Consider the following 22666-nt stretch of genomic DNA (forward strand, 5'->3'; position numbering starts at 1 on the left):
CGGGCGCATGCGTCCGTCCCCCACGACCTCCCCTCCGCAGTGAACCGAGCCGACAGCCATGGGCTTAAAGGATAGGTTTAACCCGAAACGCACGTTTGATTTTGCGAAAGGGTTGTATCCACACACCCGGCACCTTTTCGAGCTTCACTTCGAGTGGCGGATCACCGGCCGGTGGATGATCTACTCCTCGCTCGTCGGGATCATCGGAGCGGTCGGCGCGCTGGTTTTCGCCTATCTCGTCGAGCACATGACCGGCTTCTTTCTGGTCGACCTGGTGGGGTATCACGCGCCGTTGCCCGGGGGTGAGGGCGCCGGAAGTGAGCCGTTCGACCTCGGCCTGGCGCTTCATCCCGCGCGGCGCTGGCTGCTCTTCTTCGTCCCCACCCTCGGCGGTCTGGTCTCCGGCTGGCTCGTCTTCACGTTCGCGCCCGAGGCCGAGGGACACGGCACGGACGCCGTGATCCGCGCCTTCCATCATGAAAAAGGCATCATCGCCCCGCGTGTACCGCTGATCAAAACCCTTGCCTCCGCCGTCACGCTCGGCACCGGCGGCAGTGCGGGTCGGGAGGGTCCCATCGCGCAGATCGGCGCGTCGCTGGCGTCGGTCATGGCGCAGAAGCTCGGCCTCTCCGAACAGGAGCGCCGGATCCTGCTCATCGCCGGCATCGCGGCGGGCGTCGGGAGCATCTTCCGCTCGCCCCTGGGCGGCGCCTTCTTCGCGGTGGAGGTGCTGTACCGGCAAGACCTGGAGAGCGAGGGGCTCATGCCCGCCGTCATCGCGGGGATCACCGGATATTCCATTTTCAGCACCGTCGAGGGGTCGGGCACGGTCTTCACCGTCCCGGAGTTTCACTTCGTGAACCCGCTCGAACTGCTCCCGGTCATCCTCTTTGCGATGCTCTGCGCCGCCATCGGCATCCTGTACGTCGATATTTTCTACGGTTCGAAAAGCGCGTTCTTCGACCGCATCAAGCTGCCGCCGCACGTGAAACCGGCCATCGGCGGCCTTTTCGTCGGCGTCATCGCCTTCTGGTTCCCCGCCGTGCTCGGCTCGAGTTACGGGTGGCTGCAACAGGCGATGTATGGCAACCTCCCGCTCCTGTTCATGGCCTTGCTCGCCTTTACGAAGATCTTCGCCACTTCATTCACCATCGGCTCCGGTGGTTCGGGCGGCGTCTTTGCCCCCTCGCTCGTCATCGGCGGCATGCTCGGCGGGCTCTTCGGCGAAGGGCTGCACGCGCTCTTTCCCACCTTCATCCATCAACCCGAAGCCTACGTCATGATCGGCATGGCGACGTTCTTCGCCGGCGTGGCCAACGTGCCGATCACCACCACCATCATGATCTCGGAGATGACCGGGAGCTACAACCTGCTGGTCCCGCTCATCTTCGGCGGCACACTGATCCACCTGATGATCCAGCGATGGAGCCTCTACACGCAGCAGGTCAAGTCGTACACCGACTCGCCCGCCCACCGGGATGCGCTGCTGCCCGACCTGCTCAGCGGCATCCTGGTCCGGAACGTCATCAAGTATCCCGTGCACTTCCACGTGCTCGAACCCTCGAATACGCTCGACGAGATCCTGAGCGTCTTCACGCGCACGCAGGAGGTGGTGCTTCCGGTGCTCGCCTCTAAACCCGAAGAGGGACGCAAGTACTCGGGGCTGGTGCTGCTCGACGACGTGCAGTCGCTCTTGCAATCCGAGGACCTGCTCCGTAAGCTCGTCATCGCCGAGGACATCGAGCAGCCCTTCGCCTCGGTCCGGCTCGACGACACCCTGGAGACGGTGATGGATACCTTCGAGCGCACGGGGTATCCCGAATTGCCGGTCGTGAATCCGGAGGGAGAGATCGTCGGATTCATCCGCCAGGGAGATCTGATCAGCGAATATTATCGGGCCTTCCTCCGCATGAAGCGGGAAGATCAGGCCGCTTGACACATGCCCTATGAGCCGCTTCAAGGACATTGTGAATTTCTCTTTCCAGATCGAGAACGAGATTCTGTCGAGGCTCTTCTACATTGCCGCCACGCTGATCGTCCTCTACGTGTTCGTACGGCTGGCGCAGCGGCTGGCCAGGCGGTTTTTCACCGATCCCGTCCGCCTGTACAACGCCGTCAAGATCATCCGTCGCATCGGGGGGGCGCTGGCGATCACGGCGATTTTCGTGCTGCTCTCGCCGGACGTGCGCGGGCTGCTGACGGTGCTCACGCTCATCGGCGCCGGGCTTGCCATTGCGCTGCGGGAGGCGCTCCTGAGCTTCGTCGGGTGGATCCGGATCGGGCTCATCGCACCGTACAAGATCGGAGACCGCATCGAGATCAACGGCATCCGGGGAGACGTTATCGACATCCGTGTGCTGCGGACGACGCTCATGGAGATCGGCAACTGGGTCGACGCCGACCAGAGCACGGGGCGCATCGTGCACGTGCCCAACAGCTGGGTGTTCATGCACGCCGCCTTCAATTATACGCGCGGGTTCCGGTTCATCTGGAACGAACTTCCGGTGACCGTCACCTTCCGTAGCGACTGGCAGGCGGCGCACGACATCATGCTTCAACTCGCCGCCATCTCCGCCGAGATCGTCGAACAGCAGGCGGCCCGGGAGATCCGCGAGATGACGAGCGAATACCTCGTGCACTTCAGCATCCTCTCGCCGTTCGTCTACGTTCGCATCGCCGAGAACGGGGTGCGGCTGACGCTCCGATACCTCTGCGAGGCCCGCAAGCGCCGGGGGACCGAGCACGCGCTGACGCTCTCGATCCTCGACGAGTTCAAGAAACACGGCGGCATCGAGCTGGCGTATCCGATGGTCGGCGTCTCGATGCCGGACACGCCGCAGTTCGGCCCCGTGCCCCGACCGGAGACCTCCTCATGAGCCGCCCTCAGAGAAGCGCGCGAGCGTTTGATTCTCAGGAACCGCCGTCGTATTTTCCCGCCATGAACCGCGCACCGGCATCCGCAACGTTTCCCCATCGCTTTTGGTGGCGGCCCGCACATCTTGCAGTGGGTCGCGCGACGGCGCGCGCCTGAGCCGGCGGTTCCTTCCAGCGTTGACGGCCCACTGCTCGAACGGCAGTGGGTTTTTTTATGCAGGCCAACGTCTTTCCGAAGCCATGATGACACGCGACGAGTTCCGCACGCTGGCGGAGGCCCATCGGGCCGAGGGCGTCCCGCGCTTCGTCGTCCCGGTCCACAAGCGCCTCAGCGCCGATCTGCTGACGCCGGTCTCGGCGTTCCTGGCGCTGCGGCGCTCGGGCCGGCACGGCTTTCTCCTCGAGAGCGTCGAGGGCGGGGAGAAGCTGGCGCGCTACTCGTTCCTCGGCAAGGATCCCTACCGCATCGTGCGCGCGCGCGGCGCAGCCGTGACCGTGGAGACGGACGGGCGGGAGACCCCCGAAGCGGGCGACATCTTCTCGGTGCTCCAAAGAATGCTCGACCGGTATACGGAGCTCAAGGTGCCCGGCCTGCCGCGCCTGACGTGCGGGGCGGTGGGCTACCTCGGCTACGACGTCGTCCGGCTGATCGAACGGCTTCCCCATCCCCCGCCCGACGACCAGGACCTGCCCGATGCGGTGTGGTGCTTCTACGACACCCTCGTCGCCTTCGACCACGTCAAGCACCAACTCGTCCTCATGGCGAGCGCATTCGTCGAACCCGAGACGGATCTGGACGCAGCGTATGCCGACGCGCGGGCGCGTCTCTCCCGCCTCGAAGCCGAACTCGGAGCGTCGTTCGAGAGCCCGGAGCCCGTCACGCTCACGAGCGAAAACGTGCGCTCGAACTTCGCCCGGGAAGACTTCGAGGCGGCCGTCGAACGGGCGCGCCGGCATATTTATGAGGGCGACATCTTTCAGGTGGTCCTCTCCCAGCGCTTCTCGATGACCTTCACCGGCGACCGGTTCAACCTGTACCGCGCCCTCCGGCAAGTCAATCCCTCGCCGTACCTCTTTTACCTCGACTTCGACGGGTTCTCGCTCATCGGTTCGTCGCCGGAGGTGCTCGTGCGTGTGGAGGACGAACGCGCCGAGGTGCTCCCCATCGCCGGGACCCGCAAGCGCGGCGAGACCCCGGACGAGGACGCCCGCCTCGAAGCCGAGCTCCTCGCCGACCCGAAGGAGCGTGCCGAGCACCTCATGCTCGTGGACCTCGGCCGGAACGACCTCGGGCGCGTCTGCCGGTACGGATCGGTCTCCGTCGACCGGTATGCCTACGTCGAGCGGTATTCGCACGTGATGCACATCGTCTCCTCCGTTTCCGGCCTGCTGGCCGAGCGCCGGGGGGCGATGGAGGTGCTGGCGGCGTGCTTCCCCGCCGGAACGGTCAGCGGCGCGCCGAAGGTCCGCGCCATGGAGCTCATCGACACCCTCGAACCCACGCGGCGCGGCATCTACGCCGGCGCCGTGGGCTACGTGGACTTCTCCGGCAATCTGGACACGTGCATCACCATACGGACCATGCTCGTCAGGGACCGGACCATCTACATTCAGGCGGGGGCGGGCATCGTGGCCGACAGCGATCCGGCCTTCGAGTTCGAGGAGACCGTGAACAAGGCGCGGGCGCTCTACCGCGCGATGCACGTGGCCGCGGAGGGGCTGCTCTGACGCGCCGCCGAACCGCACACCGTTTTCGGCATACATCCATACACCGATACCGCTTCGCTTTCATACCTTACCAGAAACGATCTCGAAACCCAACCAACACGAACATGGGACTGAAGGAAGCATTGCTCAAAAAAGGCTGGGCCGGGCGCACGATCAGCCGGGAGGAGACCGTCGAACGGCTCAATCCGCTCATCCGGCAGTTGACCGTGCTCATGTACGCCTACCGGCACGCCGTCGATCACCTCGCCGACCGCGCCATCGCCGCCGAACTGGACGCGACGATGAAGACGCTCCGCGCCGACATCGGGAAGCTGAGCGAGACGGTGCTCAGCAACGGCGGCATCGCCTACAGCGGAGTCGATCTCGATCCCGCCGCATTCGCTCCCGGCTCGAACGACGACGAGATACTGTTCAACCTGCTCGATGCCGAAGAGGCGTTTCACGAGCGGGTCGAGGCCGAGCAAGAAGTCGAGCATCAGATGCGCACGCGCGCGATCCTCGGCGTCGTAAAACAAAACAGTCGCGACCGCCTCGAGCTGCTCCGCACGCATACGAGCCGTCGCCGCCGTACAGCGAAGACCGGAACGACGAACGCCTCATGAAAACGCCCGCCTCCACCCCGCCGCTCCCCGAGTCTGCCGTGGCGCCGAAAACCAGTGCCGATCAGCCGCAACGGACCGTCGTCGTCTCCGGCATACAGCCGTCGGGGACGCTCCACCTCGGCAACTATTTCGGCGCGCTCCGGCAGCACATCGCCCTCCACAAGCGATACGAGGCCTACTACTTCATCGTCAACTACCACGCGCTGACCTCGCTCAAGGACGCCGAGGCCCTCCGAAAGTACACCCTCGACGTGGCCCTCGACTACCTCGCGCTCGGCTTCGATCCGACGCGGGCCAACCTCTTCCTTCAGAGCGACGTCCCGCAGGTCACCGAACTCGCGTGGCTCTTCTATAACATCACCCCCGTGTCGCAGCTCGAGAAGGCCGTCTCGTACAAGGACAAGGTGGCGCAGGGGCTCCCGGCCAACGCGGGGCTGTTCAACTACCCCGTCCTGCAGGCGGCCGACATCCTCATCTACGGCGGGACGCTCGTGCCCGTCGGGGCGGATCAGAAACAGCACATCGAGATCACACGGGACCTCGCCCAGCGCTTCAACCTGACCTATTGCCCCGACGCCCCCCTCTTCCCCATCCCCGAACCGTACATCCTCGAAGACGTGGCCGTCGTGCCCGGCCTCGACGGGCGGAAAATGTCGAAGAGCTACGGCAACACCATCGGCATCTTCGACGAAGGCAAGACGCTCAAAAAAAAGGTGATGAGCATCGTCACCGACTCGACGCCGCTCGAAGCGCCGAAAGACCCGGAGAAGTGCACCGTCTTTGCCCTCATCAAACTCTTCGCCGACGACGAGACGCGCGCGCGCATCGCGGCGGCCTACCGGGCGGGCGGCTATGGGTACGGACATGCCAAAAAGGAACTTTTTCGTCTGATCTCCGACTACTTTGCCGAGGCGCGGGAACGACGACGCGAACTCGAAAGCCACCCGGATTACGTCATGGACGTCCTCCGCGAGGGCGGACGCAAGGGCCGTGAGAAGGCGGAAGCGTACATGGAGCGCGCGCGCGAATGTGTGGGCCTCCTCCGCACCCTCTGAAGTATTTTTCACCGTAGCACCCTCTCCACCGATGATCCTCGTTCTCGACAATTACGACTCCTTCACATACAACCTCGTGCATCTGCTCGCGCGCGGGGCGACGGGCGTCGAGGTGGTCCGCAACGATGAAGTGACCGTCGACGACGTGCGGGCGATGGCGCCCGAGGGCATCCTCCTCTCGCCCGGCCCCGGACGCCCCTCGGAAGCGGGCATCATGGAAGCACTCATCCGCGCGCTCGCCCCGCACGTGCCCATCCTCGGCGTGTGCCTCGGGCATCAGGCCATCGGAGAGGTCTTCGGCGGTGCGGTGACGCATGCGCCGACGCTCATGCACGGCAAGACGAGCCCCGTCCGCCACGACGGACGCACCATCTTCGAAGGCGTCGCGCAGGACTTCATCGCCACGCGGTACCACTCGCTCGTCATCGACCGGGCCTCGCTCCCGGAGCCGCTCGAAGTCTCCGCCGAGACCGGCGACGGCGTCATCATGGGCCTTCGGCACCGCAGCCTCCCCGTCGAAGGCATACAGTTTCATCCGGAGAGCGTCCTCACCCGAGAAGGACCGAAGTTGATCGCGAACTGGCTCGCCCGCGTCGCGGCCTTTCACGAGAACGTGCCCGGATAAGCCTCCGGCGCGCCGTCGTCTTTCCCCCACCCCGTTTGCCTTCCGATGAAAGCCTTCCTCAAGATCATCGCAGCCCGGCAGTCGCTCACGCAGGCGCAGGCCGAAGAAGCCATGCACGCGATGATGCGCGGCGACGCCTCGCCGGAAGAGACGGCGGGACTGCTCATGGGCCTGCGCGCACGCGGCGAGACGCTCGACGAACTCACCGGCTTCACCCGCGTCATGCGCGCCTACGCCGTGCCCGTCGCCGTGGACGATCCCGACGCGCTCGACATCGTCGGCACCGGAGGCGACGGCAGCGGGACGTTCAACATCTCGACGGCGGCCGCTTTCGTGTGCGCGGGCGCGGGTGTGACCGTCGCCAAGCACGGCAACCGCTCGGTGTCGTCGAAGTGCGGCTCGGCCGACGTGCTCGCCGAACTCGGCGTGCGCGCCGAACTCGGCAAGGAGGGCGTCGAATATTGCCTTCGGGAAGCGGGTCTCGCGTTCCTCTTCGCCCCGTATTTCCACCCCGCCCTGCGTCACGTGATGCCCGTGCGGCGCGCGCTCGGCGTCCGAACGTTCTTCAACATCCTCGGCCCGCTGTGCAATCCCGCCGGAGTGCGCCGCTATCTCGTGGGCGCGTTCCACGAGGACGTGGCCCGCATGATGGCGGGCATCCTCGGGCGGCTCGGCGCGAAGCACGCCCTGACCGTGCATGCGGAGGACGGCCTCGACGAACTTTCGATCGCCGCGCCGACGACCCTCTTCGAGCACCGCGCGCCGGAGGCGGGCGAGGCCGCCGGAATCACCCGGCGGAGCGTCACGCCCGAGGCGCACGGCTTGACGCGCGCGCCCCTCGCCACCCTCGCCGGCGGCGACGCCCGCGAGAACGCCGCCCTCATCCGCGACGTGCTCGCCGGTCGTCCCGGTCCGCGCCGCGACGTCGTGCTCCTGAACGCGGCGTACGGCCTCCTCGCGAGCGGCCGCTTCGAGGACCTCGACGCCTGCTTCGAGGCCGCGCGCGCAAGCATCGACACGGGCGCGGCCCAGGCCCGCCTCGACGCCCTCATCGACGTCTCGAACCAGGCGCCTCACCCCACATGAGCGCGCCCCGGCTCGCCCCCTCTTATCCCCTGCGCCATCCCAGACCATAACCATAACTAACCACGGAGGACACCCCGATGCGTGACTTCAGAAACCACTTCAACGAACGATTTACGGGCTTTCCGACGCGATATTGGCGCTTCGCACCGTGCGCACGCCCCTCCTCCGTTCCCCGAAGACCTCGACCTCAGGAAAGCCGATTATGAAGACCATCCTCGATCAGATCATACACGACACCCGCGAACTCGTCTCCCGCCGAAAGGCTCACGTCCCGCTCCAGAGGCTCGAAGAGAAACCCTTCTTCCACGGGCCAACCCTTCCGCTCGCCAAAGCCCTCCGCCGCGACCGCCTCGCCGTCATCGCCGAGATCAAGAAAGCTTCTCCCTCGAAAGGCGTCATTCGCCCCGACTTCGACGTGACGGACCTCGCCCGGCAGTACAAGTCCGCCGGGGCCGACGCGGTCTCCGTCCTCACCGAACCCGCACATTTTCAGGGCTCGCTCGACTATCTCGCCCGCGTCCGGTGCACGGTGGACCTCCCGCTGCTCCGGAAGGATTTCATCATCGACCCGTATCAGCTCGTCGAAGCGAGGGCCTACGGCGCGGACGCCGTGCTCCTCATCGCCGCCGTGCTCGACCGGACGCACCTCCGCGACCTCCACCAGGCCGCCGACGCACTCGGACTCTCATGCCTCGTCGAAGTGCACGAGGCCGAGGAGCTCGACCGCATCGACTTCGATCAGGTGAAGATCCTCGGCGTCAACAATCGCAACCTCCGGACGTTCGAGGTAGACGTGGATCACGCGCTTCGGGTGTTCACCCGAGTCCCCGAAGGGATCGTGCGCGTGGCGGAGAGCGGCCTTCGGAGCGCCGACGAGCTGGCCTACCTCCGCGCGCGCGGGGTGGACGCGGTCCTCATCGGCGAGACCTTCATGCGGGCGGCAGCGCCCGGCGAGAAGCTCCGCGCGATGCAACGTGAGGTCGCGGCAAAGCTGGCGCGGACGAAGGTCCCGCTCCGGAAGGTCGTCTGACGCTCCCCGGACCTTCCGCGAAACACCCCTCCGGAAAACGGGTTCTCTGTGCCTCTGTTCTTCCGATCAAGGCCCACGTCATGGATATCAAACTCAAGGTTTGCGGCATCACCAACCTGGCCGACGCGCGGTTCTGTGCGGCGGCGGGCGCGGACTATCTCGGCTTCGTTCAGTACGAAGGCAGCCCCCGGCACATCGCCCCCGGCGACGCGTCGGAGATCATCGCGTGGATGTACGGCCCGAAGGCCGTCGGCGTCTACGTGAACGCTTCCGTCGAAGAGGTGAACCGGACGGCGGAGGAAGCCGGGTTCGACCTCGTGCAGCTTCACGGGGTCGAGCCGCCGGAGGTATGTGCCGCCCTCGAGCGGCCCGTCGTCAAGGCCCTCCACGTCTCGCCCGCGACGCGGGTCGACGATCTCCGCCGGCTCATGGACCGTTATGCGCCGCACGTCGAAGCCTTCCTCCTCGACACGAAGCGCGACGACGCGTGGGGCGGCACGGGCGAGCGTTTCGACTGGAGCATCGCGCGCGCGCTCGCCGGCGAGCACCGCCTCTTCCTCGCCGGCGGTCTCGACGCCGAAAACGTTGCCGAGGCCGTCCGCACCGTCCGTCCGTATGCCGTCGATCTTTCGAGCAGCCTCGAATACGAGCCGGGACGAAAGGATTTCGACCGGCTCTCGGCTTTTTTCACCGCTTTTGATGCGCTCCGTGCCGAAGCGCTCGAAGGCTGAGCCCTTTCCCGCGTCTGCCCATGTCCCCCTCCGCGCCCTACGCCGCCCCCGACGCCGCCGGTCACTTCGGTCCGTACGGCGGGACGTTCGTGCCCGAGATCCTCGTGCCCGCCCTCGAAGAGCTCAAGCTTGCGTACGCGGAGGCGCACCGCGACCCTGCGTTTCACCGGGCCTTCCACACCTTGCTCCGGGACTACGTGGGGCGGCCGACGCCGCTCACCTTCGCCGAACGCCTCACGGAAACCCTCGGAGGGCCGCGTATTTATCTCAAGCGCGAGGACCTGTGCCACACCGGGGCGCACAAGATCAACAACACCATCGGGCAGATCCTCCTGGCGCGGCGCATGGGCAAGCGGCGCATCATCGCCGAGACCGGCGCGGGGCAGCACGGCGTCGCCACGGCGACGGTCTGCGCCCTCTTCGGCGTGGACTGTGTGGTGTACATGGGCGAGGAGGACGTCGAACGGCAACGGCTGAACGTGCGACGGATGGAGCTGCTCGGCGCGGAGGTGCGGCCCGTCAGAAGCGGGAGCCGGACGCTCAAGGATGCCACGAACGAGGCCATCCGGGACTGGGTGACGAACGTGCGCGACACGTTCTACATCATCGGCTCCGTCGTCGGCCCGCATCCCTATCCGATGATGGTGCGCGATTTTCACCGCGTCATCGGGGAGGAGACGCGGCGGCAGCTGCTCGAACGTGAGGGCCGGGAAACGCCCGATGCGCTCGTGGCCTGCGTGGGCGGCGGCTCGAACGCGATGGGACTTTTCCACCCTTTCCTCGACGACGACGTGCCCCTCTTTGGGGTGGAAGCCGCCGGCGAGGGTCTCGACGGGCGCCATGCCGCCACGCTCACCCGCGGCGCGCCGGGCGTGCTCCACGGCGCGATGAGCTATCTCCTTCAGACGGACGAGGGCCAGGTCGAACTGGCCCACTCGATCTCCGCCGGGCTCGACTATCCGGGCGTCGGGCCGGAGCACGCCTACCTCAAGGACACGGGCCGCGTGACGTACCGCTCCGCGACCGACGACGAGGCCCTCGAAGCCGTGAAGCTCCTCGCGCGAACGGAAGGCATCATCCCCGCCCTCGAGACGGCGCACGCCCTGGCCCTCCTGCCGAAGCTCGCCCGCGAACTCCCCGCCGGCGCCGTCGTCGTGGTCAACTGCTCCGGGCGCGGCGACAAGGACATGGGCACGATCACCGAGCACCTCGACGACGGAATCCCGCGCCGCCCTTTCCCCGAAGCCAACCCCTCGATCCCCGGATGTCCCGACTGAGCGACACGTTCGACACCCTGCGCGCGCGCGGCGAGAAAGCGCTCGGCCTGTTCCTCACGAACGGCTTCCCCGACCCCGCGAGCACGCTCCCCATCCTCCAGGCCGTCGATGCCGGCGGCGCCGACTTCATCGAGCTCGGCATGCCGTTCAGCGACCCGCTGGCCGAGGGGCTGCCCATCCAGCGTTCGAGCGCGCGCGCCCTTCGGCAGGGCGTCTCGATGGAAGATGCCTTCCTCACGGTCGAGCGCTTTCGGGAACGAAGCGGGACGCCGGTGCTCCTCATGGGCTACGTCAATCCCATCCTTCGCTTCGGTGTTCGCGCGTTTTGCCGCCGGGCCGTTGCCTCCGGCGTGGACGGCCTCATCCTCCCCGACCTCCCGCTCGAAGAACGCGGGCTCCTCGCCGGCGAAGCTCGCGCGGCGGGTCTCGACCTCGTCTCCCTCATCGCCCCGAACACGCCGGAGGCCCGCGTCCGCGCCATCGACGAGGCGACGAGCGGCTTCGTGTACGCCGTCTCCATCACGGGCCTGACGGGGAGCGGCCTCGGCGCGCACGAGGCCGTGGCGGCCTACCTCGAACGCGCGCGGCGGCTCGTCGCGCACAACCCGCTTCTCGTCGGCTTCGGCATTCGCTCCCATGCCGACGCCCTCCGCCTGACCCGCCATACCGACGGCTTCATCGTCGGCTCGGCGCTCATCGAACACGTCGAGCGGCTGTGGGACGACGCGTCGGTCCCGGAAACGGAGAAGCTCGCCTCCGTCCGCCGCTTCGCCGAAGCGCTCAAGCGCGGCTCCCGCGCCGAACGCGCCTCGACCGACGCCTGAAGGCCGGAAGCAACTCCTTCGCGCCCCCGGTGTCTAAGGAACGGCGTCCCGGGAACGCGGCGGCTTGAAATCCTCCACCGTCCTCCGTAGGATACCTCCACCCTTGACCACCCACTGCCGCATGTCGCGGCGACAGCCGATAAACCTCATGAGACGACTTCCCCGCACGCGCCCACCTCATCCCCTGCTCTTCGCAGCGGGACTGCTTCTGCTCACCGGCGGCCTCTTCGGGTGTGAAGCCCTCGAGAACACTCCGAACGCCATCGGCAGAGAAGGCGAGATCACCATCGTGATCGACTCTACGCGATGGGAAGGCGAGATCGGAGAGGCCATTCGCGAAGAACTCGGCATGTGGATCGGCACCCTTCCGGCGCCCGAGCGCATGTTCGACCTCGTGCACCTGAGCCTCGTCTCTCCCCGCGTGCTCGACGTCGTCCAAAAGCAAAAAAACGTCGTTTTCGTCGCCCCCCTGAGCGACTCGACGAACGAGGCGAAGTTCATCGAGAGCCGTCTCGACGAGGGCGCCCGGGCCGCGATCCTTGCCGGTCAGAGCGCCGTCGTCCCCCGCCGCGATCTGTGGCGGCGATATCAGCAGGTCGTCTACGTCACCGCCGCCACGCCGGAGGCCGTCGCCCAGGCGATCCACGAGCGCGGAGAGGATCTCCGCTACGTCTTCAACACCATCACGCGGGAGCGCATGACCCTCTCCATGTTCGAGAAAGGCCGCCAGCAGGATCTCGAACAGCAGATCATGGACCGGCACGGCTTTGCCGTCAACGTCCAGCACGACTACTTCATCGCCCTCGACACGACCAACTTCATCTGGCTCCGGCGCGTCGTCTCCAGCGATTCGTGGCGGAGCCTCTTCGTCTATTATGAAGAGAACGCCGATCCCTCGGAGCTCACCCCGGAATGGGTCTATGCCACCCGGGACAGCCTCACGAGGCAGCACGTCCGGGGCACACTCGATGGTTTCGTAGCCATTGACTACCGCCGCCCGCTCGAGACCGAGAACATCAACTTCCTCGATCGTTTCGCCTACGAGACACGCGGGCTCTGGCACATGCTCGGAGAAGATGAGAACGGGGAAACGTATGAGTTCGGCATGGGCGGGCCGTTCCTCACGTACGCCTTCTATGACCAGGACTCCGGGCGCACCTACCTCATCGACGGGATGGTTTTCGCGCCCGGCTATGAAAAACGCGAGTTTTTACGACAACTCGAAGTGATTGCCTATACGTTCCGAACCCGCCAGGAAGCCGAAGCGCAGGCCGAACCCGTTCCCACCGACTGAGCATGGCCAAGACGTCGCTCTTCCCGCCGAGCCTTCCCGGATGCACCCGCCGGACGCTCGTCGCCGTCCTCCTCGCGACCATGCTTCCGGCGTGCTCGTCCTTCTCCACGCCCGAGCCGCCCGTGGCCGACAGCACCCTGGTCGAAGTGCTCGTCGACCTCCAGCTCGTCTCGGCCCGCTCCGACCTGTACCGCGACGTCCCTCCCGGCACGCGGGACTCCGTGCTCGTTCGCCACGGCCTCACCGAGGCCGACTTCGAAGCGGCGATGCGCTATTATTCCGAGCATCCGGAGGCCTTCGTCGAGATCTATACGAACGTCCTCGATCGCATCAACGAGGAACGTCAGGGGGAATGATCGCTCCCGGGACGCTCAGATACCCAGCGCTTCGGCGGCGCGTTTATACTCGTCGGGTCGAACGTAAATGATGTATCCGTAACTTCCTTTCCCGTCCGCCACACCGCTGGAAGCATAGACGTTTACGCCCGCCTGATAAAGCTTTTCATGAACTTCGGCGAGCGCGCCGAGGTGATCGTCTCCCTGCACGAGAAGCGCGGGGTGAGGACCGTCTAACTGGATGTGGGCCTTCGCTGCCTCCGTGCGAAGCTTGGCCGTATCCTCGGGAAATATTGCGAGTTGCGTGTGCATCGGCCCGACCGGCACCGCGGAAAATGCGAGCAGGTTGACGCCGAGAGACGCCAGCGAGGCAAGCAGTTTGTACGCCTCTCCCGGCTCATCCCTGACGGTCGTATAGAAATAATCAGCGCATCGTATGTGGTGTCCCATCATCGTTCCTCCTTTGCTCTTTTCTCGATCGATTCAGCGCCATCTACGCGCGTCCCATCGCTTACCCGGCCCGCCGACCGGAAGACGCTCCCGGACCCCTCAACAGCTGTTTTACGATGGAAAAGTCTTCTCGTTCATGATCAGGCGTCGGGGGTGCGGGGCTCCGAGCGGGTCAGGTAAGCCTCGCCTTTCTCGGTCAGGAGGAAGCGTTCTTCGAGGGGATCCGGCGCCTGGAGGTAGCCTTCCCGGACCAGCCAATCGAGCAGACCGTCGAGGCGGTGATCCGGAACGGGCGCGCGTTCGAGCCATTGGGCGCGGGGCTGCCCTTCGCGCACCGCGCCGAGGAGGTGTCGAAGGGCCGGTTCATCCTCGGGCAGAATCACCTTCGGGCGATGCCTGCCCAGACAGACGTCGCATGTTCCGCAATGCTCGGGGCTCGGCTCTCCGAAGTACGAGAGGAGGAAATGCCGGCGGCACGTGATGGAACGGGCATACCGGAGCATGTCCGCGAGCCGGGTCTCGGCCTGCCGTCGCGCGCGACGCACCGCGGCATCGTCGATGGGCAAACGTTGCGCCCGGTGTTCGTTGAGTTGAAGGAGCAGGGCGGTCCCCGGTGGACGCCACCCGAGCAGGCCGCGCTCCTGGAGGAAAGCGAGCCCCTTCATCAAGCGTTCCCGTTCGAGGCCGGTGCGCTTTTCGAGCAGACGCACGTCGATCGGACGCCATTCGGTGAAGGCCTGCGCGTTCACCGAGCGCAACAGTTCGTCCACGAAGGCTGCGAGCGCCCGTTGCTTCTGCGCACCGGCATAGCGGCGGATCGCGTCGGCGGGCTGGAGGAAACGGATCATGCCCTGCCCTTTTCGAAGGGGCAGCACCGTCCATGTCTGCTGCCGTTCGAGCAGTTCGACGGCCGTGGCGATCTTTGCGCGTCCGAGCCCCGACAGTCGTTGCACGGCTTCGAACGCGAGCGTGAGCGGCGCCTCGGGCAATGCGGCCACGGCGACCTGGTTGAGATTGCACACCGCGTCATAGACGGCGCGCACTTCCTTCGCCGTGGGATGCGCGTTGTCGATGAGGGCGCGCTGCGTCGCCACGTCGCGCTCGTGAAAGAGCAGCACGGCATAGGCGCGCGCGCCGTCCCGTCCCGCGCGCCCCGCCTCCTGATAGTATCCCTCCAGACTCGACGGCGCATCGACGTGGACCACGAAGCGCACGTCCGGTTTGTCGATGCCCATGCCGAAGGCGTTCGTCGTCACCATGACGCGAAGCGCGCCTTCGAGCCATGCCTGCTGCGTGCGCGCCCGCTCCGCCTGCGGCAGACCGCCGTGGTAGCGACCCACCGTCGCGCCCCGGGCCTGCAGCCATGCCGCCCAGGTCTCGACCGAGCGCCGGGTGGCCCCGTACAGAATGCCGCTTCCGGGCACGTTCCTGATCACGTCAAGGACCTTCTCCCGCTTGTTCTCCGTCCGGAAAAGCGACCACACGAGGTTGGGACGGTCGAAACCCCGGATCACCACAGCCGGATCGCGGAGGCCGAGCAGCCTGAGGATGTCCCGGCGCACCGGCGGCGTAGCCGTGGCCGTGACGGCGAGGATCGGCGGGTCGTCGAGAAACGCGCGCACGTCCGGGAGCCGGAGATAGGCGGGACGGAAGTTATGGCCCCACTCGCTCACACAATGGGCCTCGTCGACGGCCAGGAGGCTCACGTTCAGCCGCTCCCCCCGCGCCTGGAACATCTCCGTGTCGAAGCGCTCCGGAGCGACGTAGAGCAAGCGATATTTTCCGAACTCGGCGTCCGTCCACCGCTGATCGATCTCCCGCGCCGAGAGCGTGCTGTTGATGAACGCCGCCGAGATGCCGCGCGCGCGAAGCCCCGCCACCTGGTCCTGCATGAGCGCGATCAGTGGCGAGACGACGAGGGTCAGCCCCTCCCGAAGGAGCGCCGGAATCTGATAGCACAGCGACTTCCCTCCGCCGGTGGGCAACACGGCAAAGACGTCCCGGCCGGCAAGCACGGCATCGATGGCTTCCCCTTGTCCCGGGCGAAAGTCGTCATGGCCCCAGTGCTTCCGGAGCGCTGCCCGCGCCTGCTCCCGCACGTCTTGTTTTTCCTTCGTCATATGCGCGCCCGCCCGTCTCGTCGTTCGTCCCGCGTGCGCTTTCTCCACATCGTTACAATTTCCTTGCAATCACCGGGGTTATAAAATAGCGCTTCCTGTGTTTATAGCATACACATCTAGATCAGCTCTTCTCAGGAAAGCCGGCGCGACAGGTGGGGATTGCGCCGGCTTTCTGTTTTTCCGGCGCAGGCGCGAAGGTCATCGCGTGAAGGCGGCTTCGTACCGCGCCACGTTGCCCACCCGGTCGGTCACGATCATCGAGAGCGTGTGCGGACCGGGGGCTATGCGCCCGTCGAAGGTGTGGACGAGCGTTCCCGTCTTCGCGTCGTAGGCAAAGAGCGTCCATTCACCATCGACGTATCCCACATACGAGGCGATCCCCGCCAGGTCGTCTTTGATCCGGAGCCGGATGCTCGTCAGCCCGCGCATCGACTTTCCCGCCCGTATGTTGAGCGGGCGGATGTCGGGCGCGAGGGTATCGACCGTCACGAAGAAGGTCCCGAACGAACGCACGCGGGTCTCGAGGAAGCCGTTCCGAAAGGCCCCACCCACCGAGCTCACGTTCCCCTTCGGATCCACGCGCGCGATCAGGGCGCGACGCCGGAGGGCTTTCGGGAGAGCATCCGCGCGGAGGTCGAGCGTGAGGCTTTTGTGGACGGGCGTGAACGCATCGTGGAGGGCGTGAAGCGGTGAGAACGCGCCTTCCTTCGGGGGGAGGGCCTGATAGCGAAGCTCGAGGTCCTCGTACAGCGCATACGCCGGGAAGGACACCCGCAGCCCCTCGCGCTGGAAGACGGCGGACCGCGCCCTCGGGATGACCGCCGCATACCCCGACGCATCGCCGACCGATACCGGGCGCGCCGTCGTCCCTTCGACCGCGAAGGCCAGTCGCGCGCGGTTGCCCGCCGCATCCTCGACGGTATACGTCAGCCGACGGCGCATCCCCTCCGAGACGTTCAGAAAACCCCGGTTCTCGGTCCGATAAAAGGGAAGCCGGTTTCCCGGAAGAAGGAAGCTTCGCTGAACCCACCGGCGGGAACGTTCGTGTTCGGCGTAATCGACGTGCGCGTTGATGTATCGGGTCTGTGCAAAGCTGAAGCGGTCGATCTCCGAGCGGAAGAGCGTCTCGTCGTCGGCGTCGAGCCGGATGCGGAAAACGCCGAGCCGGTTGTTTGAGCCGTCGTGATAGTCGTGCGTCTGGAGGCCGAAGCCGATGCGCCCGTGTGCCTGGATGCGACGCACGTCGCGGAGGCGGTAGGCGCCGTTTTCCCGCGTCACCCGGAGCGTCGCCGGAGCGCCGGGACGCACGAGGATCGGCGGGCCGCTTTGCCGCTCGATCCGGGCGAAACTTCCGTCTTTCGCCGCATAGATCTTCAGCCGGAAGATCTTCGGGGGCCGGGTGTCTTTTACCGGCAACCCGAAAAGCAGCGGGTTCAACGGCTCCTCCGTGGCGGCGTCCCGGATCTCGAAGTGCAGGTGAGGGCCGCCCGAACTGCCCGTGTTGCCTGAGAAAGCGATCACCTCGCCCTGTTTCACGGGAAAGCGTCCACGGGGCGGATAGGTGTCGATGGCGAAGCTCCGTTCCCGGTACTGAAGCCGTTTGACGTACGCCCCGAGGGAGTCGGCGAAACGGCTGAGGTGGCCGTAGACGGTCGTGTAGCCCTCGGGATGATCCACGTACAGCGCCAGGCCGTAGCCCGTCGGCGAGACCTTGATGCGGGAGACCCACCCGTCGGCGGCGGCGTGCACCGGAAGGCCGATCCGGTTGCCCGTCTTCAGGTCGAGCCCTGCGTGAAAATGATTCGACCGCATCTCCGCGAAGTTGCCGGCGAGCGTGAGCGGAACGTCGAGCGGGCTTCGAAACACGTCCTTCGGGAAAGGATCTTTGTGCCCGCCGAACGAGAGGAGTAATGCGAGTGCGGCGAGCAACGGGCCAAAGATTCGTTTCATAGGGAAGAAGCGGACGGATGAATCAGTTCGCAGAGCCGGAGGTAGCGGGGAGAACGCAGGCGGCGGAGCGCGGCCGGGAAAAAAACCTTCGCCTCTCCACGTTTGATCTCCCTTTTCGGAAGAATACGATGCAGAGGAAAATCATACTATCATCTCCCACCGGAGGTTTACTATCTTCCGGCATTATTTTCATGACAAGAGAGGGTCCATGCGCAACGACAACCTCATCGTGCTGATGCTCGGCATCATCGTCGTCTTCTTCATCGGCGTCGTCATGCATGAGCTTCGGGTCGTGCTTCTCCCCTTCATGATCGCGCTGCTGCTGTCGATCATCTTCAAGCCCATCATCGTCTTCTTCAAACGCAAGAAACTCCCTTCCGCCGTCGGTCTGATCGTCGTGTTGCTCACCTTCGCGGCGTTCACCTTTCTGCTGGGGCTGGCGCTCTACTCCTCCATCGGCCCTTTCGTCGAGGCCCTGCCGCGCTACCAGGTCCGTTTCGAGCAGCTGTTTTCGGGCTTTTCACATGGGATCGAGGCCCTGCTCGTTCGCATCAACATCCCGCCCGAAGAGCTCGACTGGCAGAGCATCGTCGATCTGTCCTCCGTCTCTTCGGCCATGACGGCGGGGCTCGGCACGTTCATCAGTTTCGTGAGCAACACCGTCCTCGTGCTGCTTTTCATGCTCTTCATCCTTGCCGATACGGGCGGCCTGAGCACCAAGGTCACCCTCGCTTTCCCCGAGCATTACGCGCATCGCATTGCCGACGTCATCGAGAACATTGACCTTCAGGTGCGGCAATACCTCATCACGAAGTCGCTCATCAGCCTGGCCACCGGCACGCTCACCTGGATCGTGCTTTTCATCCTCGACGTCGACTTTGCGCTCATCTGGGGCTTCATTGCCTTCCTGCTCAACTTCATTCCAAACATCGGTTCCATCATCGCCGTCATCTTCCCGTTCGTCTGGTCGCTTCTTCAGTTCGACGACCCCACGCACCCGATCCTCGTGCTCGCGCTCCTCGGCGCCGTGCAGGTGACGATGGGCAACATGATCGAGCCCCGGATCATGGCTTTCCGGCTCAACCTCAGCCCGCTGCTGGTGCTCGTCTCCCTCATTTTCTGGGGGTGGCTCTGGGGCATCTGGGGCATGATTCTCGCCGTTCCGCTGACCGCAACGATCAAGATTTTCTTCGAAAACGTCGAACCGCTCAGCCCGCTCTCCGTTCTTATGAGCGGCACCTCGAAGCTTCTGAGCAACCCCTCGAAGTAGCGCCTCTCCCCTGCGGAGACGCCCCCGGGGTCCTTACCCACGCACGCACACCTGCACCGCCGATGCCCTCCGCTCCCGCCCGTGCGGTCCCCTCCCCCCACGCGCTCGACGCCATCCTCCGCGTGGTGCGGAAATACTGGGGATACGACCGGCTCCGCCCGCTTCAGGAAGAGGCCATCCGCGCCGTCCTCGACCGCCGGGATTCGCTCGTGGTGCTGCCTACGGGCGGCGGAAAGTCGCTGTGCTATCAGACGCCGCCGCTGCTCGCCGGAGGCACCGACGTGGTGATCTCACCGCTGATCTCGCTGATGAAGGATCAGGTGGACGGTCTCCGCGCCAACGGCTACCCGGCGGCCACGCTCCATAGCGCCCTCTCGGCCCGACAGCGGCGCGAGGCTGAGGACCAGGTTGCCTCGGGCGCGTGCCGCCTGCTCTTCGTCTCGCCCGAACGGGTCCTGACGCCCGCCTTCACCCGCATGGCCGAACGCCTCGACGTCCGCTCGTTCGCCATCGACGAGGCCCACTGCATCAGCCACTGGGGACACGACTTCCGCCCCGAATACCGACGCCTGGCGCAGCTCAAGGAGCGTTTCCCCGGCGTCAGCCTTCACGCGTACACGGCCACCGCCACCGAGCGCGTCCGGCGCGACATTATCGCACAGCTGGGCCTCTCCGACCCGGAGATCCTCGTCGGCCGCTTCGACCGACCCAACCTCATCTATCGCATCTTCCCCCGGCTCGAACTCCGGAACCAGATCCTCGAAGTGCTCGACCGCCACCGGCGTGAAGCCGTCATCATCTATTGCATCACCCGCGACGAGACCGAACGGCTGGCCACCTTTCTCACGTCCGAGGGCTTTCGCGCCGGGCATTATCACGCGGGCATGCCCGGTGAAGAACGCCGGGCGGCGCAGGAGGCGTTCACGAACGAAGATCGCGACGTCATCGTGGCCACGGTCGCCTTTGGCATGGGCATCGACCGGAGCGACGTTCGGTGTGTGATCCACGCGGGGATGCCGCAGTCGGTGGAGCACTATCAGCAGGAGACCGGGCGCGCCGGGCGCGACGGCCTCGAAGCCGAGTGCATCCTCTTCTATTCCCCCGCCGACACGCTCCGGTGGCAATCCCTCATCGAGAAGCGCAGCGAGGCGACCGGGCGGCTGACGCCGTCCCAGCGCCACGCACTCGAACTGCTCGGCCACATGCGGCAGTTCGCCTCGCCCGTGCAATGCCGCCACAAGTCGCTCTCGGAATACTTCGGGCAACCCTTCGCCTCGGAAAACTGCGGCGCGTGCGACATCTGCCTCGACGAGGTCGAACAGCTCGAAGACGGAACGAAGGAAGCGCAGATGATCCTCTCGTGCGTCGCCCGCACAGGGGAACGCTTCGGCGCCGGTCACGTGGTGGACGTGCTTCGCGGGGCCGATACCGAACGCATCCGCTCGCTCGGGCACGACGCGCTCTCGACGTTCGGCCTGATGAAGGAGACGCCGAAGAAGACGCTCACGAACATGCTCTATCAGCTCATCGACCAGGGACTGCTCGCCCGCACGCAGAGCGAGTATCCCGTGCTCCGCCTGAACGATGCCTCGTGGGAGGTCCTGCGTGGGAAGCGGACCGTGCGGATGCTCCCCATCCGCCGAAAGACGGTCAAACGGACGGCGCGAGAGGCCGCCTCGTGGGAAGGGGTGGACCGCAACCTGTTCGAGCATCTGGCGCGCCTCCGCACGGAGCTGGCTCGCGAGCGCGGCGTCCCGCCATACCTCATCTTCAACGACGCGACGCTCCGGGACATGGCCCGGCGACAACCCCGCACCCCCGACGCGTTCCTCGCCGTCCACGGTATCGGCGAGAAGAAGCTGGCCGACTTCGGGACGCTCTTCATGGACCGCATTGCCTCTTTCCTCGCAAAGAACGGAGCCCCCTGAGACCTCAGTCCGGGCGGCGCTCCGGCTCGAACACGAGCGTGAGGCGTCCACCGGGCGGCAGCGCCTGCCACTGCGCCCACAGCTCCCGGAACCGGTCCCGCATGTCCTCAACCACCCCGGGCGCCGGCTCCGGCGCGGCGATGCTCAGCCCCCGGCACGCCGCGGCGACGCTCGCCAGGTACGCCTCCGGCTCCACGAACCCGGCACGCTCGTATTGAAGCGCCATCACGAGGGTTTCGGCGAGCAAGCCCTCTTCTTCAATCCAGCTTCGCGCCTCTCTTTCCTCGAAGGACGACAGGTCGAATCCCCGCGCGAGGAGGCCGTAGAAGCCGCCGCGCAGGCCGAGCGCCGTCTCGACGACGAAGTGTCCGAGGTCGTGCATGGGGCCGAAGGTCGGCTGGAGCGGCGCCCACGTCTGCGTGCCGTCGTCGCGCCTGCAGTGGAGCACGTCCGGGCCGTCGCTTCCTTTCTTGAAATGAATCTGCATGGATCACCCGTATGGATGTGCACGGTCAAAACGACAATTCGGCGCGGAACAGTCGGGTCGGGGTGAGCAGATAAAGCGCATCGCCGGCGAGGGCAACGTCGACGAGCGGCGCATCGAGCGCGACGTCGATCGCGCGTTCGAGCCGCGCGCCGGACTCGTATACGAGCAATCGCCCGGGCAAGACGATCCACAGCCGTCCCCCGGCAAAAGCGACCGAACGTACGTCTGTGGCCCGTCCCTCGGCGAGCATGCGGATGAACCCACCGAAGAGGTCGAACACGGCCACGCCGGCGCGCCCGGCGTCGGCCACGTACAGGCGTTCCTCATCCACGGCGAGCGCCGCCGGCGTCACGAGCGTGCCCGGCCCATCGTCCGGCCCGCCGATGATCCGGGCGAAGCGGCGCGTCCGGTCCCACTTCACGACCACGTTGCGCGCGGCGTCGACGGCGTACGTTTCATCCGTATTCGAGGAGATGACGGCAACGGGCCTTCCACGGGAAGGCGTCCGCACGTCGCTCTCCCGCGAGAGATACGTCGGCTGTCCGCCGCCCGGCTCATACTCGTCGCCCACGGGAAGCGCCTCGATGAAGTGGAACTGTCTCGAAAACCGCTGGATGCGCCCGTTCCCCGCGTCGGCCACGAGGATCGCGAGCCCGTTGGTGGCGTCCACGTCCGAGGGCTCATCGAACAGCCCTTCCGCCGTGCCGCTCCCGCCGAGGGTGGCGAGGAGCCGCCCGCCTGCATCGAGCTTCACCACGACGTCGCGCCCGGCGTCGGCCACGAACAGGTTGCCCGCCGGGTCCGACGCCATCGCCCGCGCATCCTCGAAGCGCGCCACTTCCATGAAAGAGGTGAGGACGGTGTCCGCCGGCTGCGCGCCCGCGACGAGAACGGGGGCGAATGTCAGTGCCAGAAAGATGTGAAGCCGGATAGCCATACGGAGAGGCAAACAGGTGCGGGGGACGCCCCGTGTACCCCCGATCCGCCCCGGTCGTTTCTG

The 22666-nt window shown here is 65.9% G+C and carries 20 protein-coding genes; 15 read left to right on the forward strand and 5 right to left on the reverse strand.

Annotated elements, in window-relative coordinates:
* Positions 1-58: 58 nt before the first annotated feature.
* From AC1HIY_RS05795 to AC1HIY_RS05855, 13 genes are all read left to right on the forward strand, one after another.
* Positions 59-1936 carry a chloride channel protein gene (locus AC1HIY_RS05795; protein ID WP_479575764.1) on the forward strand — a complete coding sequence of 626 codons (1878 nt, stop codon included), beginning with the start codon at positions 59-61 and terminating at the stop codon, positions 1934-1936.
* 31 nt (positions 1937-1967) lie between these two features.
* On the forward strand, positions 1968-2876 hold the full coding sequence (locus AC1HIY_RS05800) for a mechanosensitive ion channel family protein (protein WP_479575765.1): 909 nt from the start codon (positions 1968-1970) through the stop codon (positions 2874-2876).
* Positions 2877-3117: 241 nt separating this feature from the next.
* Positions 3118-4602 carry an anthranilate synthase component I gene (trpE, locus tag AC1HIY_RS05805; protein ID WP_479575830.1) on the forward strand — a complete coding sequence of 495 codons (1485 nt, stop codon included), beginning with the start codon at positions 3118-3120 and terminating at the stop codon, positions 4600-4602.
* A 104-nt stretch (positions 4603-4706) separates the two neighbouring features.
* On the forward strand, positions 4707-5204 hold the full coding sequence (locus tag AC1HIY_RS05810) for a hypothetical protein (RefSeq protein WP_479575766.1): 498 nt from the start codon (positions 4707-4709) through the stop codon (positions 5202-5204).
* The gene (gene trpS, locus AC1HIY_RS05815; protein WP_479575767.1) at positions 5201-6259 is read left to right on the forward strand and encodes a tryptophan--tRNA ligase; all 1059 of its coding nucleotides are present in this window, start codon (positions 5201-5203) and stop codon (positions 6257-6259) included. Before AC1HIY_RS05810 ends, trpS begins: the two co-directional genes overlap by 4 nt.
* A 31-nt stretch (positions 6260-6290) precedes the next feature.
* The gene (locus AC1HIY_RS05820; RefSeq protein ID WP_479575768.1) at positions 6291-6884 is read left to right on the forward strand and encodes an anthranilate synthase component II; all 594 of its coding nucleotides are present in this window, start codon (positions 6291-6293) and stop codon (positions 6882-6884) included.
* A 45-nt stretch (positions 6885-6929) separates the two neighbouring features.
* A complete protein-coding gene (trpD, locus tag AC1HIY_RS05825; protein WP_479575769.1) occupies positions 6930-7970 on the forward strand; it encodes an anthranilate phosphoribosyltransferase in 1041 nt (346 codons plus the stop codon).
* 202 nt (positions 7971-8172) lie between these two features.
* A complete protein-coding gene (trpC, locus tag AC1HIY_RS05830; RefSeq protein WP_479575770.1) occupies positions 8173-9000 on the forward strand; it encodes an indole-3-glycerol phosphate synthase TrpC in 828 nt (275 codons plus the stop codon).
* A gap of 80 nt (positions 9001-9080) precedes the next feature.
* On the forward strand, positions 9081-9731 hold the full coding sequence (locus AC1HIY_RS05835; RefSeq protein ID WP_479575771.1) for a phosphoribosylanthranilate isomerase: 651 nt from the start codon (positions 9081-9083) through the stop codon (positions 9729-9731).
* A gap of 20 nt (positions 9732-9751) precedes the next feature.
* The gene (gene trpB, locus AC1HIY_RS05840; protein ID WP_479575772.1) at positions 9752-11008 is read left to right on the forward strand and encodes a tryptophan synthase subunit beta; all 1257 of its coding nucleotides are present in this window, start codon (positions 9752-9754) and stop codon (positions 11006-11008) included.
* Positions 10996-11832 carry a tryptophan synthase subunit alpha gene (gene trpA / locus AC1HIY_RS05845; protein WP_479575773.1) on the forward strand — a complete coding sequence of 279 codons (837 nt, stop codon included), beginning with the start codon at positions 10996-10998 and terminating at the stop codon, positions 11830-11832. The genes trpB and trpA overlap by 13 nt, the downstream gene beginning before the upstream one ends.
* Positions 11833-11980: 148 nt before the next feature.
* Positions 11981-13126 carry a DUF4837 family protein gene (locus AC1HIY_RS05850; RefSeq protein ID WP_479575774.1) on the forward strand — a complete coding sequence of 382 codons (1146 nt, stop codon included), beginning with the start codon at positions 11981-11983 and terminating at the stop codon, positions 13124-13126.
* Positions 13127-13128: 2 nt separating this feature from the next.
* The gene (locus AC1HIY_RS05855; RefSeq protein WP_479575775.1) at positions 13129-13482 is read left to right on the forward strand and encodes a DUF4296 domain-containing protein; all 354 of its coding nucleotides are present in this window, start codon (positions 13129-13131) and stop codon (positions 13480-13482) included.
* Positions 13483-13497: 15 nt separating this feature from the next.
* Here AC1HIY_RS05855 and AC1HIY_RS05860 read toward each other — a convergent pair whose 3' ends face one another.
* The 3 genes from AC1HIY_RS05860 to AC1HIY_RS05870 form a co-directional block, all read right to left on the reverse strand.
* Complete coding sequence (locus AC1HIY_RS05860) at positions 13498-13911, reverse strand: hypothetical protein (RefSeq protein ID WP_479575776.1); 414 nt, start codon at positions 13909-13911, stop codon at positions 13498-13500.
* 140 nt (positions 13912-14051) lie between these two features.
* Complete coding sequence (locus AC1HIY_RS05865) at positions 14052-16031, reverse strand: RecQ family ATP-dependent DNA helicase (RefSeq protein ID WP_479575777.1); 1980 nt, start codon at positions 16029-16031, stop codon at positions 14052-14054.
* Positions 16032-16229: 198 nt separating this feature from the next.
* Complete coding sequence (locus tag AC1HIY_RS05870; protein WP_479575778.1) at positions 16230-17981, reverse strand: M23 family metallopeptidase; 1752 nt, start codon at positions 17979-17981, stop codon at positions 16230-16232.
* 208 nt (positions 17982-18189) lie between these two features.
* Here AC1HIY_RS05870 and AC1HIY_RS05875 point away from each other — a divergent pair, with 208 nt between their 5' ends.
* Positions 18190-19251, forward strand: a complete 1062-nt coding sequence (locus tag AC1HIY_RS05875) for an AI-2E family transporter (protein ID WP_479575779.1) — start codon at positions 18190-18192, stop codon at positions 19249-19251.
* Positions 19252-19313: 62 nt separating this feature from the next.
* On the forward strand, positions 19314-21179 hold the full coding sequence (gene recQ / locus AC1HIY_RS05880) for a DNA helicase RecQ (protein WP_479575780.1): 1866 nt from the start codon (positions 19314-19316) through the stop codon (positions 21177-21179).
* A 4-nt stretch (positions 21180-21183) separates the two neighbouring features.
* Here the strand turns inward: recQ and AC1HIY_RS05885 are convergent, their stop codons facing one another.
* Together AC1HIY_RS05885 and AC1HIY_RS05890 are read right to left on the reverse strand one after the other, a co-directional pair.
* On the reverse strand, positions 21184-21666 hold the full coding sequence (locus AC1HIY_RS05885) for a hypothetical protein (RefSeq protein ID WP_479575781.1): 483 nt from the start codon (positions 21664-21666) through the stop codon (positions 21184-21186).
* A gap of 25 nt (positions 21667-21691) precedes the next feature.
* Complete coding sequence (locus AC1HIY_RS05890; RefSeq protein WP_479575782.1) at positions 21692-22603, reverse strand: NHL repeat-containing protein; 912 nt, start codon at positions 22601-22603, stop codon at positions 21692-21694.
* Positions 22604-22666 lie beyond the last annotated feature (63 nt).

The sequence above is a fragment of the Rhodocaloribacter sp. genome, assembly GCF_056451265.1.

What these genes read in the sequence shown, in the direction of transcription:
- AC1HIY_RS05795 (WP_479575764.1), top strand. Translation starts at nt 59, where the DNA reads ATGGGCTTAAAGGATAGGTTTAACCCGAAACGCACGTTTGATTTTGCG.
- trpE (WP_479575830.1), top strand. Translation starts at nt 3,118, where the DNA reads ATGACACGCGACGAGTTCCGCACGCTGGCGGAGGCCCATCGGGCCGAG.
- AC1HIY_RS05810 (WP_479575766.1), top strand. Translation starts at nt 4,707, where the DNA reads ATGGGACTGAAGGAAGCATTGCTCAAAAAAGGCTGGGCCGGGCGCACG.
- trpS (WP_479575767.1), top strand. Translation starts at nt 5,201, where the DNA reads ATGAAAACGCCCGCCTCCACCCCGCCGCTCCCCGAGTCTGCCGTGGCG.
- AC1HIY_RS05820 (WP_479575768.1), top strand. Translation starts at nt 6,291, where the DNA reads ATGATCCTCGTTCTCGACAATTACGACTCCTTCACATACAACCTCGTG.
- trpD (WP_479575769.1), top strand. Translation starts at nt 6,930, where the DNA reads ATGAAAGCCTTCCTCAAGATCATCGCAGCCCGGCAGTCGCTCACGCAG.
- trpC (WP_479575770.1), top strand. Translation starts at nt 8,173, where the DNA reads ATGAAGACCATCCTCGATCAGATCATACACGACACCCGCGAACTCGTC.
- AC1HIY_RS05835 (WP_479575771.1), top strand. Translation starts at nt 9,081, where the DNA reads ATGGATATCAAACTCAAGGTTTGCGGCATCACCAACCTGGCCGACGCG.
- trpB (WP_479575772.1), top strand. Translation starts at nt 9,752, where the DNA reads ATGTCCCCCTCCGCGCCCTACGCCGCCCCCGACGCCGCCGGTCACTTC.
- trpA (WP_479575773.1), top strand. Translation starts at nt 10,996, where the DNA reads ATGTCCCGACTGAGCGACACGTTCGACACCCTGCGCGCGCGCGGCGAG.
- AC1HIY_RS05850 (WP_479575774.1), top strand. Translation starts at nt 11,981, where the DNA reads ATGAGACGACTTCCCCGCACGCGCCCACCTCATCCCCTGCTCTTCGCA.
- AC1HIY_RS05855 (WP_479575775.1), top strand. Translation starts at nt 13,129, where the DNA reads ATGGCCAAGACGTCGCTCTTCCCGCCGAGCCTTCCCGGATGCACCCGC.
- AC1HIY_RS05860 (WP_479575776.1), bottom strand. Translation starts at nt 13,911, where the DNA reads ATGGGACACCACATACGATGCGCTGATTATTTCTATACGACCGTCAGG.
- AC1HIY_RS05865 (WP_479575777.1), bottom strand. Translation starts at nt 16,031, where the DNA reads ATGACGAAGGAAAAACAAGACGTGCGGGAGCAGGCGCGGGCAGCGCTC.
- AC1HIY_RS05870 (WP_479575778.1), bottom strand. Translation starts at nt 17,981, where the DNA reads ATGAAACGAATCTTTGGCCCGTTGCTCGCCGCACTCGCATTACTCCTC.
- AC1HIY_RS05875 (WP_479575779.1), top strand. Translation starts at nt 18,190, where the DNA reads ATGCGCAACGACAACCTCATCGTGCTGATGCTCGGCATCATCGTCGTC.
- recQ (WP_479575780.1), top strand. Translation starts at nt 19,314, where the DNA reads ATGCCCTCCGCTCCCGCCCGTGCGGTCCCCTCCCCCCACGCGCTCGAC.
- AC1HIY_RS05885 (WP_479575781.1), bottom strand. Translation starts at nt 21,666, where the DNA reads ATGCAGATTCATTTCAAGAAAGGAAGCGACGGCCCGGACGTGCTCCAC.
- AC1HIY_RS05890 (WP_479575782.1), bottom strand. Translation starts at nt 22,603, where the DNA reads ATGGCTATCCGGCTTCACATCTTTCTGGCACTGACATTCGCCCCCGTT.